At 43.1% G+C, this 17421-nt stretch carries 16 protein-coding genes; 2 read left to right on the top strand and 14 right to left on the bottom strand.

What is annotated here, in order from left to right:
* Nucleotides 1-4: 4 nt before the first annotated feature.
* Nucleotides 5-835 (top strand): bifunctional hydroxymethylpyrimidine kinase/phosphomethylpyrimidine kinase, encoded by an 831-nt coding sequence (gene thiD, locus MHI25_RS13235; RefSeq protein WP_179086240.1) that lies wholly within the window; start codon nt 5-7, stop codon nt 833-835.
* Entirely contained in the window at nt 825-1481 is a 657-nt protein-coding gene (gene thiE / locus MHI25_RS13230) for a thiamine phosphate synthase (protein ID WP_143762375.1), read from the top strand. Before thiD ends, thiE begins: the two co-directional genes overlap by 11 nt.
* On the opposite strand, the gene MHI25_RS13225 is transcribed toward thiE, so the two are convergent.
* The 14 genes from MHI25_RS13225 to MHI25_RS13160 form a co-directional block, all read right to left on the bottom strand.
* Complete coding sequence (locus MHI25_RS13225; protein WP_076125945.1) at nt 1462-2154, bottom strand: pseudouridine synthase; 693 nt, start codon at nt 2152-2154, stop codon at nt 1462-1464. The genes thiE and MHI25_RS13225 overlap by 20 nt on opposite strands.
* A 109-nt stretch (nt 2155-2263) precedes the next feature.
* A complete protein-coding gene (locus MHI25_RS13220) occupies nt 2264-2446 on the bottom strand; it encodes a DUF3934 family protein (protein WP_076125944.1) in 183 nt (60 codons plus the stop codon).
* A gap of 116 nt (nt 2447-2562) precedes the next feature.
* Nucleotides 2563-2961, bottom strand: a complete 399-nt coding sequence (locus MHI25_RS13215; protein ID WP_076125942.1) for a hypothetical protein — start codon at nt 2959-2961, stop codon at nt 2563-2565.
* A gap of 121 nt (nt 2962-3082) precedes the next feature.
* Nucleotides 3083-4168, bottom strand: a complete 1086-nt coding sequence (gene asd / locus MHI25_RS13210; protein WP_340395517.1) for an aspartate-semialdehyde dehydrogenase — start codon at nt 4166-4168, stop codon at nt 3083-3085.
* Nucleotides 4169-4767: 599 nt separating this feature from the next.
* Complete coding sequence (locus tag MHI25_RS13205; protein WP_036686291.1) at nt 4768-5370, bottom strand: response regulator transcription factor; 603 nt, start codon at nt 5368-5370, stop codon at nt 4768-4770.
* Entirely contained in the window at nt 5370-6506 is a 1137-nt protein-coding gene (locus MHI25_RS13200; RefSeq protein WP_076125940.1) for a sensor histidine kinase, read from the bottom strand. Before MHI25_RS13200 ends, MHI25_RS13205 begins: the two co-directional genes overlap by 1 nt.
* Nucleotides 6507-6664: 158 nt before the next feature.
* Nucleotides 6665-7729 (bottom strand): fatty acid desaturase, encoded by a 1065-nt coding sequence (locus MHI25_RS13195; RefSeq protein ID WP_076125939.1) that lies wholly within the window; start codon nt 7727-7729, stop codon nt 6665-6667.
* Nucleotides 7730-7872: 143 nt separating this feature from the next.
* A complete protein-coding gene (locus tag MHI25_RS13190; RefSeq protein WP_076125937.1) occupies nt 7873-9069 on the bottom strand; it encodes a hypothetical protein in 1197 nt (398 codons plus the stop codon).
* A 14-nt stretch (nt 9070-9083) separates the two neighbouring features.
* Nucleotides 9084-10682 carry a response regulator gene (locus tag MHI25_RS13185; RefSeq protein WP_340395516.1) on the bottom strand — a complete coding sequence of 533 codons (1599 nt, stop codon included), beginning with the start codon at nt 10680-10682 and terminating at the stop codon, nt 9084-9086.
* Nucleotides 10683-10699: 17 nt separating this feature from the next.
* Complete coding sequence (locus MHI25_RS13180; protein ID WP_076183887.1) at nt 10700-12019, bottom strand: extracellular solute-binding protein; 1320 nt, start codon at nt 12017-12019, stop codon at nt 10700-10702.
* A gap of 62 nt (nt 12020-12081) precedes the next feature.
* Entirely contained in the window at nt 12082-13806 is a 1725-nt protein-coding gene (locus MHI25_RS13175; RefSeq protein WP_076183461.1) for a sensor histidine kinase, read from the bottom strand.
* Nucleotides 13807-13889: 83 nt separating this feature from the next.
* A complete protein-coding gene (locus MHI25_RS13170) occupies nt 13890-14753 on the bottom strand; it encodes a carbohydrate ABC transporter permease (RefSeq protein WP_038570403.1) in 864 nt (287 codons plus the stop codon).
* On the bottom strand, nt 14750-15703 hold the full coding sequence (locus MHI25_RS13165) for a sugar ABC transporter permease (protein ID WP_036686279.1): 954 nt from the start codon (nt 15701-15703) through the stop codon (nt 14750-14752). Before MHI25_RS13165 ends, MHI25_RS13170 begins: the two co-directional genes overlap by 4 nt.
* 103 nt (nt 15704-15806) lie before the next feature.
* The gene (locus MHI25_RS13160) at nt 15807-17165 is read right to left on the bottom strand and encodes an extracellular solute-binding protein (RefSeq protein ID WP_248548105.1); all 1359 of its coding nucleotides are present in this window, start codon (nt 17163-17165) and stop codon (nt 15807-15809) included.
* Nucleotides 17166-17421: the final 256 nt, after the last annotated feature.

Here is a 17421-nt window from a genome sequence, read left to right as displayed (position 1 = left end):
TTCGATGATTATATCCAAAGCTCTAACCATTGCCGGCTCCGATAGCGGCGGTGGTGCTGGCATTCAGGCCGATCTAAAAACCTTTCAAGAGCTTTCTGTCTATGGCATGTCCGTCCTCACAGCTGTGACAGCGCAGAATACGCTGGGTGTCCAAGGGGTTTATCCAGTGACTCTGGAAGCTATAAATCAGCAGCTTGATTCTATAGGACTTGACCTGCAACCAGATGCCGTAAAGACCGGGATGTTATTTAACAGCGACATCATCCGCATTGTGGCAGATAAAATTAAGTATTACGGCTGGTCTAATCTTGTAATTGATCCTGTGATGGTCGCTAAAGGAGGGTCCACACTGCTGCTGCAGGAGGCGGTTCAATCCTTAATCAGCCATCTGCTGCCCTTAGCATTGGTGACGACACCCAATATTCCCGAAGCCGAAATGATCACAAAGATGACGATCTCCACCATAGAAGAACGCAAAAAAGCAGCCAAAATCATTCATGGCATGGGCTCCAAATATGTAGTACTAAAAGGGGGACATGATACCTCGACCACAGCCGTAACCGATCTTCTATATGATGGTCACGAATATACCTTATTGGAGAGTAGCCGGATTCAGACCAGACATACGCATGGTACAGGCTGCACCTATTCAGCAGCGGTCACCGCCGAGCTAGCCAAAGGCAAATCCGTAGCTGAGGCCATTCAAACTGCCAAAGCATTTATACAAGCGGCGATTGAGGACGAGCTGGGCATAGGGGCTGGGCATGGACCAACCAATCATTTTGCTTATCAGAACAGACTGCGAGGGATAAACAGTGCAACGAATGAACAGTGATCATCTGCGAGATCTATTAAAAGTCTATTTCATTATGGGCAGCGTAAATTGCCGTAAAGCTCCTGTTAAGGTGCTGCAGGAAGCGGTTGCTGGAGGCATAACCATGTTTCAATTCCGTGAAAAGGGTACCGGATCCTTAAGCGATAAGGCACGACTTAATCTTGGCAGACGACTTCAAAAGATCTGTCATGCCTATGGCGTGCCCTTTATCGTGAATGACGACATTGATTTAGCGATCGCGCTTGATGCGGACGGAATTCATGTAGGACAGGAGGATACACCTGCATTGGCGATCCGCCAGCTACTTGGAGAGAATAAAATCATTGGTGTATCCGCTCACTCCTTCGCTGAAGCTCAGCAGGCGATTGCCGATGGAGCCGACTATCTGGGCGTGGGTCCCATTTATCCTACGTCATCCAAGGAGGATGCCAAAGCTGTTCAAGGCACTGCGATGATTGAAGAACTAAGAAATAAAGGCATTACCATCCCATTGGTTGGCATTGGGGGAATCACGCTGCAAAATTTTGCACCAGTATTAACAGCTGGTGCGGATGGGATTTCTGTTATCTCAGCGATTGCCGGAGCTGAAGATATTACCACAACTGCCAGAGGCTTTGTTGACAAAGTCAGTTTAAGCGGGACATAAGCTCATACAGCTCTTCACTGCTTAAATGCCGCCATTGTCCCAGCTCCAAGCCGTCTAATGTAATATTCATAATTCTTATGCGCTCCAGCTTTAGTACTCTATATCCTAACTCCTTGCACATTCTGCGTATTTGCAGATTGAGACCTTGAGTTAGGATAATTCTAAACTGACATTCTGTAATCCGATAGACCTCACAAGGTTTCGTTGTGACTCCAAGAATGTTCACGCCGCTAGACATCGCTTGTAAGAATTCTGACGTAACCGGTTTGTCTACATGAACTACATATTCTTTTTCATGCCCATTCTCGGAACGCATCATTTTATTTACGATCTCTCCATCGTTGGTTAACAAAATGAGGCCTTCCGAGTTTTTATCTAATCTGCCGATCGCAAAGATCCGTGAAGGATACCCTACAAAATCAATAATGTTCCCAGCCACATGTGGGGCTGCTGTACAGGTAATGCCTATCGGCTTATTCAAAGCGAGATACACTGGCTCCCCTTTACTGCTTGTTATCGGCTCCCCATCGATCCATACGATATCCTCTGGCTCTATAAGAATGTTCGCCTCACAGACAATGCCGTTCACAGCGATTCGACCTGCTGCAATTAATCGCTTGGTTTCCCTTCTGGAACAAAAGCCTGTTTCGCTTATATATTTATCGATTCTCACTGCTGATCCTACTTTCTCTCTATATACTTACATCTGGTCATAAAAAAACACCTGATTTTAACGATCAAAATCAGATGTTAACCTTCAGGAATAACCCAGTTTAAGGGAGCTATTTGGTGCTTCCGCTTTTTTTCACGTTACTGCCCTTGCTTCCACTTGCACCTTTAGCACCTGGACCCATCGTTGGATCACTTTTAGCAGGTTTAACTGGTTTTGCTGTTTTGTTCCAGCGTGTCCAGCCTTTACTCCCCGTACCTCTGCCTGTGCCGCCACCTTTACTTTTTGCACCCATTATATCACTCCGTCAGTCATTCAGAATTCGTATAGTTTATACACTTTACCTATCTTACCACACTCTCAACCTTTCTGTTTAAGTAATAACAAATGCTTCATCTTATTAGCCACTGTTTAGAATTTAGCATCTTTATTCATTTCATGAATATCAAAGGTATCCTGATGTATTTCGATGGCGATGACGGTGTCCTTTTTTTCAAAAAATTGCACATGTCCTAACCGCTTGTCCTCCAGCTCTATCCATCCAGCATCGTTTAATTTATTAAAATAGCCGTCAGGCCGATAAAGACCTTGTACTCCCCCTATATTATCCAACTCGTACTTTGCTCCAATTTTTATATTAGGGTTATTTGAATTTGTTATCACTACGATTTCTTTGGCATTCTTCGGAATAGGAATTTCGGCATTTATAGAGGACACTCCATACTCTTGTTCCTCTTGAGCTGACGATGTACAACCGCTTGTAAACAGGATTAATGGTAACCATATAAAAGCTAATAAATATTTATTCAATGGTATCCTCTCCTTCCATAACTTATTTTACCAAATTCAAAATTAAAATAAAAACACCCCACCAAAGACTAAGCTTTGATGAGGTGTCTATTCACATCAGCTTTGCAGCTCATGCATGGACTTATTTCGGTTGAATATAACCTTCTGCTTTCAGAAGCTCAGCGATCAACACAGCACCGCCAGCCGCTCCGCGCAGGGTGTTATGGGAGAGACCTACGAATTTGTAATCATAGAGGGCATCTTCCCGAAGTCTGCCCGTCGATACGCCCATTCCGTTCTCGATATCACGATCCAGCTTGGTCTGTGGACGATTGTCCTCTTCAAAATAGGTAATGAACTGTTTAGGTGCGCTAGGCAGTTCAAGCTCCTGAGGACGTCCTTTAAAACTCTTCCAGAGATTCAGAATCTCTTCTTTGGACGGTTTTTTCTCAAAAGAAACAAATACAGCAGCCATATGTCCATCCGCTACAGGCACACGGATACACTGCGAAGTAATCGTTGGCGCTTCACTCTTTACGATACCCTCTTCTTGAACACTTCCCCAGATCCGCAAAGGCTCTTGCTCGCTTTTCTCTTCTTCGCCACCGATGTAAGGAATCACGTTGTCCAGCATTTCTGGCCAGTCTGCAAAAGTCTTTCCTGCACCAGAAATGGCTTGGTAGGTGGTGACCACCACTTTAGATGGATTGAAGTCTTTGAGCGCATGAAGTGCAGGCACATAACTTTGAATGGAGCAGTTAGGTTTAACCGCAATGAAACCTGTCTCTGTTCCCAGACGTTTTCTTTGCTGTGCAATAACCTCAAGATGCTCCGGATTAATCTCAGGAATGACCATAGGCACGTCAGGCGTCCAGCGATGCGCTGAGTTATTGGAGATTACTGGCGTTCCGGTGCGCGCATAAGCCTCTTCGAGCGCTTTAATCTCATCTTTTTTCATGTCTACAGCACAAAAAATCAAATCCACGTCCGCAGCAACTTCTTCTACCTTAGAAGCATCTTGGACCATAATATTCTTTACGTTCTCAGGCATTGGAGTAGATAACTTCCATCTGCCCTTGGCCGATTCTTCATACGTTTTTCCAGCAGATCTAGCACTGGCAGCAATCCCAGTTACTTCAAACCAAGGATGATTCTCTAAAAGGGCAATAAAACGTTGTCCTACCATACCTGTGCCGCCAACTATGCCGGCTCTTAGCTTTCTTGACATCAGAAAATACACTTCCTTTTGATTAACTGTCCTATTGTGAATAATAGGCCGATAATTAATGATATACGGCGCGGGAACATTTGGCGAGTGTTAACATCAAAATAACATTAAAAATTTTATTTTTAGCGGATTATATTGAATTTCACTAATACTAATGAAGGAAATAGCTGCACTCAGTACAATTATAAGTATATTTTCTGCTTAGACAACTCTTTAACTGCATTCTCTACAACTATTTCCCCGAAAAATAATGGAAATGCCCTCTAAGTGAACTTTTAGATGTAAGAAATGCAACTAAATCGCATCTGCAGAGCATTTTATAGCATATAGTTGTAGGAAATACATCTATTTGCGATTGGTGAGTATAAATCAGGAATCTGCGATCAGCGATCAGCGATCAGCGTTCAGCGCTCAGCGTTCAGCGATCAGCGTTCAGCGATCAGCAATCAGCGATCAGCAATCAGCGATCAGCAATTAGCGATCAGCAATCAGCGATCAGCAATTAGCGATCAGCAATCAGCGATCAGCAATCAGCAATCAGCGCTCTGCTATTCACGTTTACAAGCTGCTTCAACCAACTAATCGTTTCTTACCCCCGCTTACTTAAACCAACCTTTTTCCTTAAATCGAGTGATTGCCTCGATGCGGTTACCTACATCCAGCTTATCTAGTATAACTGAGATGTAATTCCGGACTGTTCCCGTGGTAATGTACAACTGGCTGGCGATCTCTTTTGTATTTTTACCGTCGGCAATGAGTCCAAGTACTTCCTTCTCCCGTTGAGTCAGAGGATTTACTTCACCGCTGTAGGCTTCATCCATTAGCTCCGGTGCATACATGCGTCGGCCTGCCATCACATTACGTATCGAAAGTGCCAGTTCTTCGCTAGGACTGTCTTTCAGCAGATAAGCATGAACTCCCGCCTTGAGCGCACGTTCGAAATATCCCGCACGGGCAAAGGTGGTTAATATCATCGTTTTGCAGCCGCTATTCTTCAGCGCTTCCGCAGCGTCGAGACCACTCATCGCTGGCATCTCAATATCCATAATACAGATATCCGGCTTATGCTGCTGAACCATCGCTACAGCTTCTTCCCCGTTGCTTGCCCGGCCCACGACCTTCATATCCTCTTCTAAATCCAACAAAGATGCCAACGCTCCAAGGAGCATTCGCTGATCCTCAGCGATTACAATCTTAATCATTATACGGTTACCTCCTGTTCCGGATGCTTAAATGCATTTGGGACCTTAATCACTATCGTAGTACCCTCATCTCGCACGATATCCATACAGCCATTTACAAATTCAAGACGTTCCCGCATACCTTGCAGCCCATGTCCTTTAAAATAAAGATCATTGCCCGGGATGCCGGTTCCATCATCTTTCACTTTAATGATGAGATCTGTGCGTGTGGGTTCAATGATAATTGCGCAAGATTGTGCATTACTATGCTTCACAACATTTGTGACAGCTTCCTTAATACACATGCTGAGCACATTCTCCGTAATCAATGAAGTGTTAGACAGTTTAGGATTGCCTTGCAAAACATAATCGATCTCCGCAGCCGCAAGAAGCTGCTGAATATGAACGAGTTCGTCCTCAAGCCGAATGCCGCGCATTCGCGTAATCATCTCCCGGACCTCTTTCAGCGCACTTCTTGCCGTCTGGCGTACATCATTGATCTCGGCTTTTGCTTGCGTCGGATTACTGTCGATAAGCTTTCCTGCCAAATCACTTTTCAGACCAATTAACGAAAGCTTCTGACCTAATGTATCGTGAAGATCACGTGAAATCCGCTGGCGTTCCTCGAGCTTAACCAATTCTGAAATACGCTTATTAGCATCCTCCAATTGGTCTTGCAGCTTCCCTTGATTATTCCGGTTATAGGTACTGATTGGCAGCAGGATCACTGCAATCATACTGACAAGCACAAAGGGAAGCTGGCTGATAAATACGGGATTACGCGACAGCAGCTCATAATTGATCGTAATAATCGTAGTCAGCAAATGAATGGAGTACAGGGTGAAGAACCCAACTCGGTTCTGGATATTTCCAATAAAAAAGGCTAAAAAAAGCGCAAAATACATATATCCGAACAACAACGTCATCGTTATAGAGACCAGTATCTGCACGCTCGTCCAAAAATAAACTAACCAACCCTTTGAGACAAAAGAAAGCACATAACAAACAAAAAACACAGCGATCATCAAGATTCCCGAAACTACCTGGTAGGGAGAAGAGGACCGAAAGATGAAATAAAACGGTAGAATATAAAATACGACCCATACATAAGGGCTAAGACCTGTACTTTTATGAAAAATATGATGCCACTTCTGCATGTTCGCTCTCCTTTTTGCCATATGCCACTCACCTTATTCTAGCATAAATCCGGTAAAATCCGGTGAACCACAACGATAAAGAGAAAAAAGATTAGAGCGCGAATGAGTTCTCCGGCTCTAACCTTCCATTTTGCTGCTATTTGATTACAATGTAGCTATTATTCTCCCTGGAGTCTGGGCTTATGAACTTGCAGGACCTCGCCTGCAGTTTTCGGTTTATTTAATATGGACTTCATCTCTTTGAAGCTAATGAATCGTTTATTTTCCTCATCCCAAAGACGGAAATTAAGGGCCTTCAAGCTGGTACCAATCGTAATCGTTGTTGCTTTTTGTAGCGGTGGCGTCGCGTTATGCGCTTTTTCCAAATTATAGTTTGGCACCTTTGGACTTAAATGATGCACATGGTGGAAGCCGATATTGCCCGTAATCCATTGCAGCACCTTCGGCAGCTTATAATATGAGCTACCTTCAACCGCGGCCATCACATAACTCCATTCAGATTCATTCTCGAAATAAGAGTCTTCAAACTGATGTTGGACGTAGAACAACCATATGCCGAGAAACCCTGATACAAATGCTACAGGCAGCTGCACCATAAGAAATGCCTGCCAGCCAATAGCCCATATTAGCAAGCCATAAAGCGCTGCGATTGAAATATTCGTCAAATAGGTATTCATCCGCTCTTTGCGTCTAGCACCTTTAACATTGAAACGATACTGAATCATAAAAACAGCAATCGGTCCAAGACCAAACATCACGATGGGATTGCGGTAAATCCGGTAATATAGACGTTTCCAGAAGGATGCCGCTGCGTATTCCTCGACCGTCATAATCCAAATATCGCCGATCCCTCTTTTATCGAGATTACTGGAGCTGGCGTGGTGAATGGAATGACTATGTTTCCACTGCCGATAAGGAACCAGTGTCAGCACACCTGTGATCGTTCCGATAATATCATTCGCTTTACGATTCTTAAAAAACGATCCATGTGTGCAATCATGAAAAATAATAAAGGTTCGAATTACAAATCCTGCTGCAGGAATAGCTAACAGAAGGGTGAGCCAATAGGAAACGGATAAAGAGAAATAAGCTCCGCCCCATAACAGCACAAGTGGTCCTAAAGTATTGATGAGCTGTCTTATACTTGCGTTGCGGTCATTTTTCTCGTAAGGGGCTACACTCTTTTTAAGGCTGGAGAGCTGTGATGTCTGTTTTGTAGTCATCTATATCGTTTCCTCCTTGATGTGTCCGGCTAAGGATCTTTTCATCTACTCTAAGTATAGAAGATAAAGTGTCATCCTATAAGTCATAAACATCAAGTAGAGAGTATGACAAATGTCATACTCTCCTTCTCATTTAAATTACGTTAGCATTGCAGCCAACATCCATCTTCCTTCACTTCGTATTGACCTTTGATCTCACCAATTCCATTAAGGATTAACGAATCTTTATTAAAAGTTGGAGGTTCATCTAGTACGAGGTGCAGTTTATTAATATTTCGAAGGTCAGCTGTATAGTAGCTAATCACTGGCTTTTCCAGAAAATACTCCGCATCATTGATTTGGATTCGTAAATTATTCTTATGAATGCATTTCTCATCTCCACCAATAATACCCATAGGATTAAAACCCGTAGATTTTATATCTCCTTCAATATACAGGTGGTACCCTTCCAGGCTGATAAAATCAATGAATTCCTTCTCCCTGATTGTTTTGACCGATTGCATAATATCTTCCGTTTCTTTGCTGATGGATATCTCCTCGAAGGGAATGATGACTTGATCCACAAATTGCTTAAAAAACGCATATAAACTTAACTCCGACTTCATAAACTCTTCTTTCCAATCGGTCCGAAGCTCATCCAGCAGCAAACATATAAACAGACCAGAACCGTAGCAGCTTCTTCTGATATTAGCCGAAGATTCAAGTTCATCTATTAAATACGAACTGAATTTGTGCAATACTTCCTCATTAGGTAGGGTGGATTTTTCGGCATAGGCATTTAATTCAACATACCAAGCGGGTCCTTCCAGCGTTTCAATAAGATATTCATTTAGCACGTACTCCCCGAGCAGTTGTTCTCTTTGTTGACGGATGGCAATAAATCTGTACATTGCGTGATTACGCTCTTCAATAGTAGCTGCCATTACACTAAGATATAAATGATGTCTTTCTTGAATCCGCAATTCCATATTTTCGAGGGATAAAGGGTAGGTAATCATCAATAATTCATCTGCATAACGTTCATCTCCCATCAGGAATTGATAACCGTGAAATAATTCGTGTACACAAATGGCGTACAAGTCTTCGAATTCTTCATGTAATTCCAGATTGACGATGGCTGTAGGGTGATCCTCATATAAAATGATGGTATCTCCTGAGAATTCATTACTCCAAGGAAGCAAATGTGGATGATATCCTACCGTTTTGAATTTGGGATGATTGTACAGATACACGTTATCCTTATTATAAAATGCAAAAGAAACAGCCTCGAACCCCTTCCAATATTTCTGCAGCTTGTGGTTCGTTAAACACTTAACAATCATCTCCAAATGAAATTCCATCCCTTACCTCCTCTTTAATGGATCTGCTTAGTATGCTCTTCTCGGTATTCTGTTGGTGTTTGACCACTAGCCTTTTTAAAAACCTGTGTAAAATAACGCGGGTCCTGATAACCGACAAGAGGAGCTATCTGATACACTTTTACGTTGCTGCTCTGCAAAATATACTTCGCCCGCTCCATCCGGCAGTGTGTAACATACTCCAAAAAGGTATAGCCTGTTATTTGCTTATATAAAGTGCAGAAATGACTGATGCTGAGATCAGCCAGCTCCGCTACTTCCTCAATACTTAAATCTTTATGGTAATTACTCTCAATATAACGTTTCGCTTTCTCGATGGCGCTACGCGTATCCTCGCGGTTCACAGGCTTGTTCCCTTGCTCCAATCGCACACCAAACTCTTCTTTCAGAGCAGAGATCACTTCATTTAAAGTGCCGAGATTGTGCATCTTGCTAAGTAATCCATGCAAGGACCAATCTGAATTTATATTCAAATACTCATAATTTCTGTACAACACAACGATCAATTCAACAAGAAGACGTTCAGCCATATCCTTAGGAACAGCTTGTGACTCAATAAATAAAGCAAGCTCATCAAATAAAGACCACATCCGGTCTCTATTTAAGGTACGTATACTTTCAATCAGCGCGGTTTCCAGCTCTTTTGGGTATTTCACCTCTTTACTGCTTGGGAACGATATCTCTTCATCAATAAAGACCCCGGCAAGCCCCGAATAGAACCGTTGATATAAGGCCTTCGCGGCCAGAGGGTAAACCGTACTTAATTGATCAATGCCTTGTGTGGTGCGGCTGATGCCTACGGAACAAGACTGCTTGGAGTATCTCTTGATTCCCGCTATCAAATGTTCACCAAGTTCTCTCCTGCTGGCGCTTAAAGATCCAGGGAACAGTAGTATCCACTCTCCATTATGAAACGGGAAAACCGTCAGCACGCCATGCTCCAGTGACCATTCTTCCACAATATTGCGGATTGCAAACAGCCATAGCCGTTTTTCTTCTACACTCCATTGACTGCTCAGTGTGGTGTAGTCATCTAACTGGACAACAGCCATGAAATATCCGCTCTCCAGTTCACTGTTCTCCAGCCATTTCAGATGCTCAAGCGGCCTTGCATTTCCCAAAGTGATTTCTGCAAACAGACGTTCACGTGCAAGCAATGACAGCATCTGCACAGAATGAATCAGCTGATCATTTTGCTTCTGTTCATCCAGCTTGGTTCTGGCGCGGTTTAGCATTTCAACCAGTTCATCATGATCGATCGGCTTCAATAAATAATCAAAAGCACCTTGACGTAATGCTTCTCTTGCATATTCGAACTCTCCGTACCCGCTTATAAAAATAAACACCAGCTTCTGGTTTTTAGACAATACTTCCTTCATCAACGTAATCCCGTCAATTACGGGCATGCGAATATCACTAATCACGATATGTGGTGAAGTGTCTTCTATCAAGCGGAGAGCTAATTCTCCATTTCGGGCCTCTCCCACAATCTCCATCTGAAGATCATTCCATGGAATGGCTGCTTTTAAGCTACGAAGAATAATCGGCTCATCATCCACGATTATTACTTTATATTTCTCTTGTAACTCATCCATTCCCTGCACCTCCAGGATCATTGTACACTTGAGCTTTGGATCAAATTCCAGTATTGAATGGAGGATGCCTGCACTTGCTTTAACGCTTGCTCAGCAGACATTTCTCCGTTAATCATCTGTTCTATAACACTCAGGAACGTTTTTTTCACTTCTGGTGACAATACATTATCATAAGGGACAAAGCTCTTGCGGTTAACTTCCATCATATTCATGACTTGCGCGAATACGGGTCCTGTCTTCTCAGGATCAAAGGCGATGCGCATAGACGGAATTCTCAACCCTTCATATACAATCCGAGTCTGAACCTCCTGGGTGTAAAAAGCTTTCATGAGATCGAGCGCAGCCTCCCGCTTCGCTCCGCTTAGTTCGGAGGAAAGGCCGATGCCAAATGTATAACCGCCGGCAATCGAAGGTTGTTCCCCCTTCTTCAATGTGGGAAACGGAATAACACCTACCTCATTTTGAAAATCCGTAGGAGCTGCTGTTCCTGCAAATAAATTGATATCCCAGTTTCCGTTCAGATACATCGCAGCCTTGCCGCTCGTAAATAATCCCACCGCATTTTCTGTGGATAATGCATTCGATTTCGTGCTGAAGGCACCTTCTTTGATCCATTGCTCCAAGTGCTGAAAAGCCTTTAAATACGCCTCATTCTGAAAGCTGGCTTGATCTTCACCAGTGATCAGCTTCTCGATCAAGTCGGCGCCGGCATAACGATCCATTAAATAATGTGCAAAAATTCCTGCGGGCCAACGATCTTCGTTGCCAAGTGCAAATGGAATATACCCTGCCGACTTCAGCTTTAGTATGGCAGCATCAAGCTCTTGCAGCGTTTCTGGCGGCTTCAAACCCAGCTTTTCGAAGATGGTTTTATTAAAATATAAAGGTTCAGCATTCCCTTCAATGGGCAAGCCATAAATATGGTTGTCAAAGGTCCAGAGATCCAGATCCTTGAATTGATTGGTTAGTGCATTCTCCCGGACGAAATCCGTCAGATCAATCAGACGCTTAGAGCGTACATATGGCTCAATCTCCGCTCCACCGAACAAAACAAACATATCTGGCGGGGTGCCAGTAACCATCTCGTTCTTCAGCTTTTGGTCACGGTGCAACGTCTGGTCTAAACCTTCAAAGTTAACTTTCACATTTGGATGCTCTAACTGGTATTTGTCCACGATATCTTCATAAATAGTCAACAGTGGCCGATCATGCTCTTTTATCCAGAAATGACGGAAAGTTAATGTGATTTTCTCTGGTGAATCATCTTCAATGGGTTCTTGCTTTCCTAAAGTTATAAATAAAACCGCACCCGAAATCAGCACTAGATATAACCACATCCAGCCCCATTTCAATAACCATTTTTTGATAACATTCTCCCCCTTTCTTTTCGTATGGTCGATTACGGCAGTATTTTTGGTATTCGGATTCGGATGGTTGAACCAAAGCCGGGGGATGAACACACTAGTATGCCGTATGGACTGCCGAATCGAATATTCAAGCGTTCATGCACATTTTTAAGCCCCACGCCGCTATCACTGTATTTCTTCTGAGCACTTCCCTCGTTATCCCAAAGACTCATCATCTTGGCAAGGTCAAAGCCGGGGCCGTTATCTTTTACGATAATCATCATATCCATGCCCATTTCATAGGCCGTAATCTCAATGATCCCTGGGTCCTCCATCTGCTCAATCGCATGATACAGCGCATTCTCAACAATCGGCTGAACGATCAGCTTTTGTGTCATGAACGTCCTAAGACCATCCGAAAGATCTATAATATAAGAGAATTTATCTTCAAAACGAAACTTCTGGATATCCAAATAATGACGGACATGCTCGAACTCCATATGCAGCGGAATCAGCTCCTGATTCTGACTGATGCTGATTCGCAGCAGCTTGCCGAGTGAGATGACCATTTTGCTAATATCTTTATTGCCTTGCAGTACTGCCATCGAATTAATCGATTCGAGTGAATTATAAATAAAATGAGGGTTAATCTGCGCCATTAGCGCTTGCATTTCTGCTTCCTTCTTACGTCCCTGCTCAGTCTCCACCTGCACAAGCAGCTCATTGATCTGCGTGCTCATCCGATTAAAGCCATCAATCAGCAAATCACTTTCATCATCAGCACGATAGGGTGTAGTGATCGGCGTAAATATCCCTTGCTTCACCCGCTTCATCCCGTTAACCGCACTATTAATACTATGAACGAGCCTCCGTACGAAATAGCGGTCGAACAAAATGGCGGACAACAGCGAAACTGTACTTAAAATAATCGCAATATTCCGGATGGATACAGATTCTGACGAGATGAGATTCATAGGTGTAATGGCTACTAAATACCAGGCTGCATTATGAGAAGGTAGGAAGGTTATGAGTGATTTTTCCCCCTGATAGTTGTCGATGTAATAGTCATGTTCCTTAGCATAATCATTCTGTAAAAAGGGGAACTCTGTGCGTTGTCCAATATGTTCACCGGATTTATTAAAAACGATATTGCCTAGCTTGTTGACCAGCAAAATATCCCCCTTCTTGAGGGTTGCTGCTTCCCAGAAAATCTGATCCAATAAATCAGGTTTTACATTAACAACCAGATATCCGATATCTTCGAGAGAATATGAATCTTTGATTACTCTTGCTTGTACAAGTACCGGATTGCCGGAGATCTCCGAGCCATTTTCTCCCGGTCCTGACCACACGGGCCGCCCTTCGGCGCCTTCCATCGCGTCAAACCAGCTTTGTCTCTTCAAGTCCTCAAAAGACATCGATGCATTGTATTGATAAATTAAACGATCTTTACTATAAAAACTAAATGAAGTAATCATAGGATGATCAATGAGATAACTGCTAAGCTCCTGCTTTCGATCATAAGTGATTACAAAGTTCTTCTGCTTCAGTGATTGCTGAACAACCGGCTGCGTAATTTTTGAATTCGTGATCGAGGTGATTTCACTAAGCGCGAATTTAAGCTTTCGATCCGTTTCAAGCAGTGAAATCCAGTAGAAGTTGCTTGATTTTTTCTCCATTGCATTAGAAAAATTAACGTAAGTGACGATCCCCATCAGAATAACCGGAATAAAGACGAGAAGAATAATAGCGAACAAGATTTTACGGCGGAGTTTCATGATATTCCCCTTCCCCCTGCTGTCTCTGTTCTCTAGTATTCTTCACAAAACCGCCTATTCCCTGTAAAGATCAAAAAGTAAGATCAGCTCTTAATAGCTCCTGAAGTAAGTCCAGCAATCACCCAGCGGCTAAATAACAGGAATACAATCAGCAGTGGCAAGGTTGCCGTAAATGTTGCTGACATGATCATTCCGTAGTCTAGACCATCGCGATTGGAGAACAGCTGCTGGAGCGCAATCTGAATTGTGAAATGCTCTTGATTCTTCAGTACCACTAAAGGCCAGAAGAAGTCATTCCAAACGGTCATAAAATTCAGTATACCTAGTGTAGCCATAGCTGGAGTAATGACCGGGATAGCGATGTTCCAGAAGATCCGGAAATGTCCGCCGCCATCGATCCGACCTGCTTCAATCAATTCCGTATGTACAGCTGTAGTGATATACTGCCGCATCCAGAAGATCCCGAAGGCATTAACCATCGCCGGAACAATAAGTGCCTTGAAAGAGTCTATCCAGTGGAGCTTGGCCATAATTACGTAAGTAGGTAATACACCAAGCTGCTGTGGCACAAATAATGTAGCAATTACAAAGTAGAACAGAAAATTTTTAAACGGAAATTCATATTTGGCAAAGGCATAACCTGCCAGTGTACAGAAAAACACGACTGATATTGTAACCATAGATGAGACAAATAAAGAGTTGCCCAAGGCTTGAAAGAAGTCTGTTTTGTCCAGTACCCGCTGGAAATTCTCAAAAAACTGGTCTCCAACCGTAAGCAAAGGTGGCACATGGAATACTGCGCCTCTGTCATTAGTGCCAACTACAAACATCCAATAAAAAGGAAAGATGGACACGAGCGCACCAACAATCAGCAGCAGATAAAATCCTAACTTGCCGATGATCCCTAGATCATCCGGATCTTTTTTAAATACACGCAGCGTACTCACGCTTTACCCCCTCCCGTATCTCCACCCATGCGATTTGAGACCAGCATATTGAGGACAGAGAAAATAATCGTGACCAGGAACAGCAAGACTGCCGTAGCTGCTGCCGTACCAAAAAATCCGTTGCGGAATGCTTCGCTATACAAATAAGTAACCATAGTGATTCCTTCCTGACGTGTAGATCCAGTTCCCGCTTGGCCCAAAAATACATAAGGCTCAGTGAACAGCTGCAAGGCACCTATAGTTGAAAGCAAGGTAACAAATACAATGAATGGCTTCAATAGCGGTAACGTTATAAAGGTTAGCTGTTGTCTTCTGTTCGCACCGTCAATACGTGCCGCTTCATATAGATCCGTAGGGATACTTTGCAAGCCTGATAGAAAAATAATGGCATTATACCCCGTCCAGCGCCACATAACCATCGTAGAAATGGCGATTTTAACGCCCCACCAGCCAGAGTTGAAGGCCATACTATCCAGTCCCAAGCCGTTTAGAATCCAGTTGATCATTCCGTTGTTGCCAAACAGTGTACTGAACACGAGCGTAACCGCAACGATAGACGTAATATTAGGCATAAAAAATAAAACCCGGAACGTCTTCTTAAAGCGAGTCATCGCCGAATTCAACAAAACAGCAATCAATAGAGCTAGTAATATCTGTGGAACAGTACCCATAAGCCCCATAATTAACGTGTTGCTAAAAGAAATCCAAAAGGTCGGATCACTTGTGACCAGATCGTAGTTTTTCCACCCTACAAATTTCATAGGATTCAGGGCATCCCATTTAAAGAACGAGAGATAGATCGTGAAGAAGATCGGATATAGTCCAAATATCGAGAACAGAATAAAAAAGGGCGAAATAAAAGTGTAAGCAGTGATGCGGCTCCTTCTTTGTTCAGTTAAAAAGCGGCGCTTGCTCTCGGCATGCGGACTTGAAATAACAGGTTGTGCCATGTCACACCTCCAGGTAATCTAACGTGTAAATCCGAATTCACAGAGAATGTTTCACTCTATGAATCCGGACCTTCTAGAAATTGAATTTCATAAGCTTGAAATCTTAGCTGCGTTCAGCCAATGTTTTCGCTTGTTTTACTGCTTCGTTCCATTCTTTGGTCGGATCTGCTTTTTTCTCCAACACATTTTTCAAGGCGTTTTTGAAGAAAGTATCGGTTTGGTCATGAAGCGGACCGTAGTATACAGGTTTTACCCGGTTTGCTGCTTTACCGAATTCTACAGCGGTTTGTTGTCCACCGAAGAAATCATCTTTGAAATCTACGAATGCAGGATCTTCATACAGGGCAGGAATGGAAGGCATAAGGCCTTTGGTTTTGAAAGATTCCAGTTGGTTTTCCTTGTTATCCATCCATGCGATAAAGTCATAAGCTTCTTTCGAGTGTTTGCCTTCTTTTGGCAGCGTCAGGAACGAGCCACCCCAGTTACCAGCACCTTCAGGGAGCTGAGCAATTTTCCATTTGCCAGAGGAGTCTGGAGCATTACTCTTAACATTTCCCGCCATCCAAGCTGGTCCCATAACTACTGCAAATGAACCGTCGTTCATGCCTTGACCCCATTCAGGAGACCAGAGCATAACATTGCTGATCCAGCCTTCTTGAATACCTTTAACCGTGAAATCATAAGCTTTTTTGACTTGCGGATTGGTATCTCCGATAAAGCTGCCATCAGCTTTGCTGAAATAGATTTCATCGGCAGATTGGTCACGCAAAGCATTAAAGGTAAGATCCGTAAGGTCTACAAATGGTTTGCCTGTTTTATCTTTAAAAGCTTTGGCAACAGCTGCGAACTTATCCCAAGTATCAATAGCAGCGCCGAATCCTTCTGAATCACTTGGCAGCCCAGCTTCTTCAGCCAAATCTGTGCGGTAATATACAACCGTTGGGCCGATATCTGTTGGAAGACCTAGCTGGAAGCTGCCATCTACGGAAGAAGCTTGTTTCCATTTCCAATCCAGATAGTTGGCTTGAATATCTTTGGCACCCAGATCATTCAGGTTATAGAACTTGTCCTGAGCGTTGATGAAACGTTCCATGAAACCGATTTCAAGTTGGAAAATATCAGGCGCACCCGATCCAGCCGACAAAGCAGTGGTCAAATTATTATGGTGAGCGGTTTGGTCACCGGTATTTTGCACTTTGATCGTAATGTTTGGATGTTCCTTAGTGTACTCCTTCGCTAAATCCTCGTAGTTCACGTTACCCAGTGTCCAGAAAGAAAGTTCGATTTTCTCAGCCGGTTCTGTTCCCTCATCCTTAGTAGGTTCACTTGTGCTTGCTGCGTTGTTACCTGTATTTTTGTTTGATGTGTTGTTGTTCTCGGCGTTGTTGCCTCCGCATGCTGCCAGTGAACCTACGAGCATGATAGCGACTAACGATAGCGCCAAGTGTTTTACTTTATTCATTCCCCTGTACCCCTTTCAAAGGTTTCTCTTACAAGAATTAGTGTACAGGGTTTAAATTCTTTTTTTGAGGAGGTAAACTTCCGATTTATGGTGGAAATAATTACGAAACCATTCATATCTATGTTATGTCTAAGGAGGGAATATAAAATTTCGTCCAAATATGTTCCTCACAGAATACTTGTACTTCATCTTAAATTGGATTTCTTGTGCTTCCGCAGGTATACTATTTTTATTTCTTACTTCATTACATGATCAA

It is taken from the genome of Paenibacillus sp. FSL E2-0177 (genome assembly GCF_037992975.1).
GTDB classification, from domain to species: domain Bacteria; phylum Bacillota; class Bacilli; order Paenibacillales; family Paenibacillaceae; genus Paenibacillus_AQ; species Paenibacillus_AQ odorifer.
Note: the sequence above shows the minus strand (reverse complement) of the source record. Positions and strands in the feature narration are given on the sequence as shown.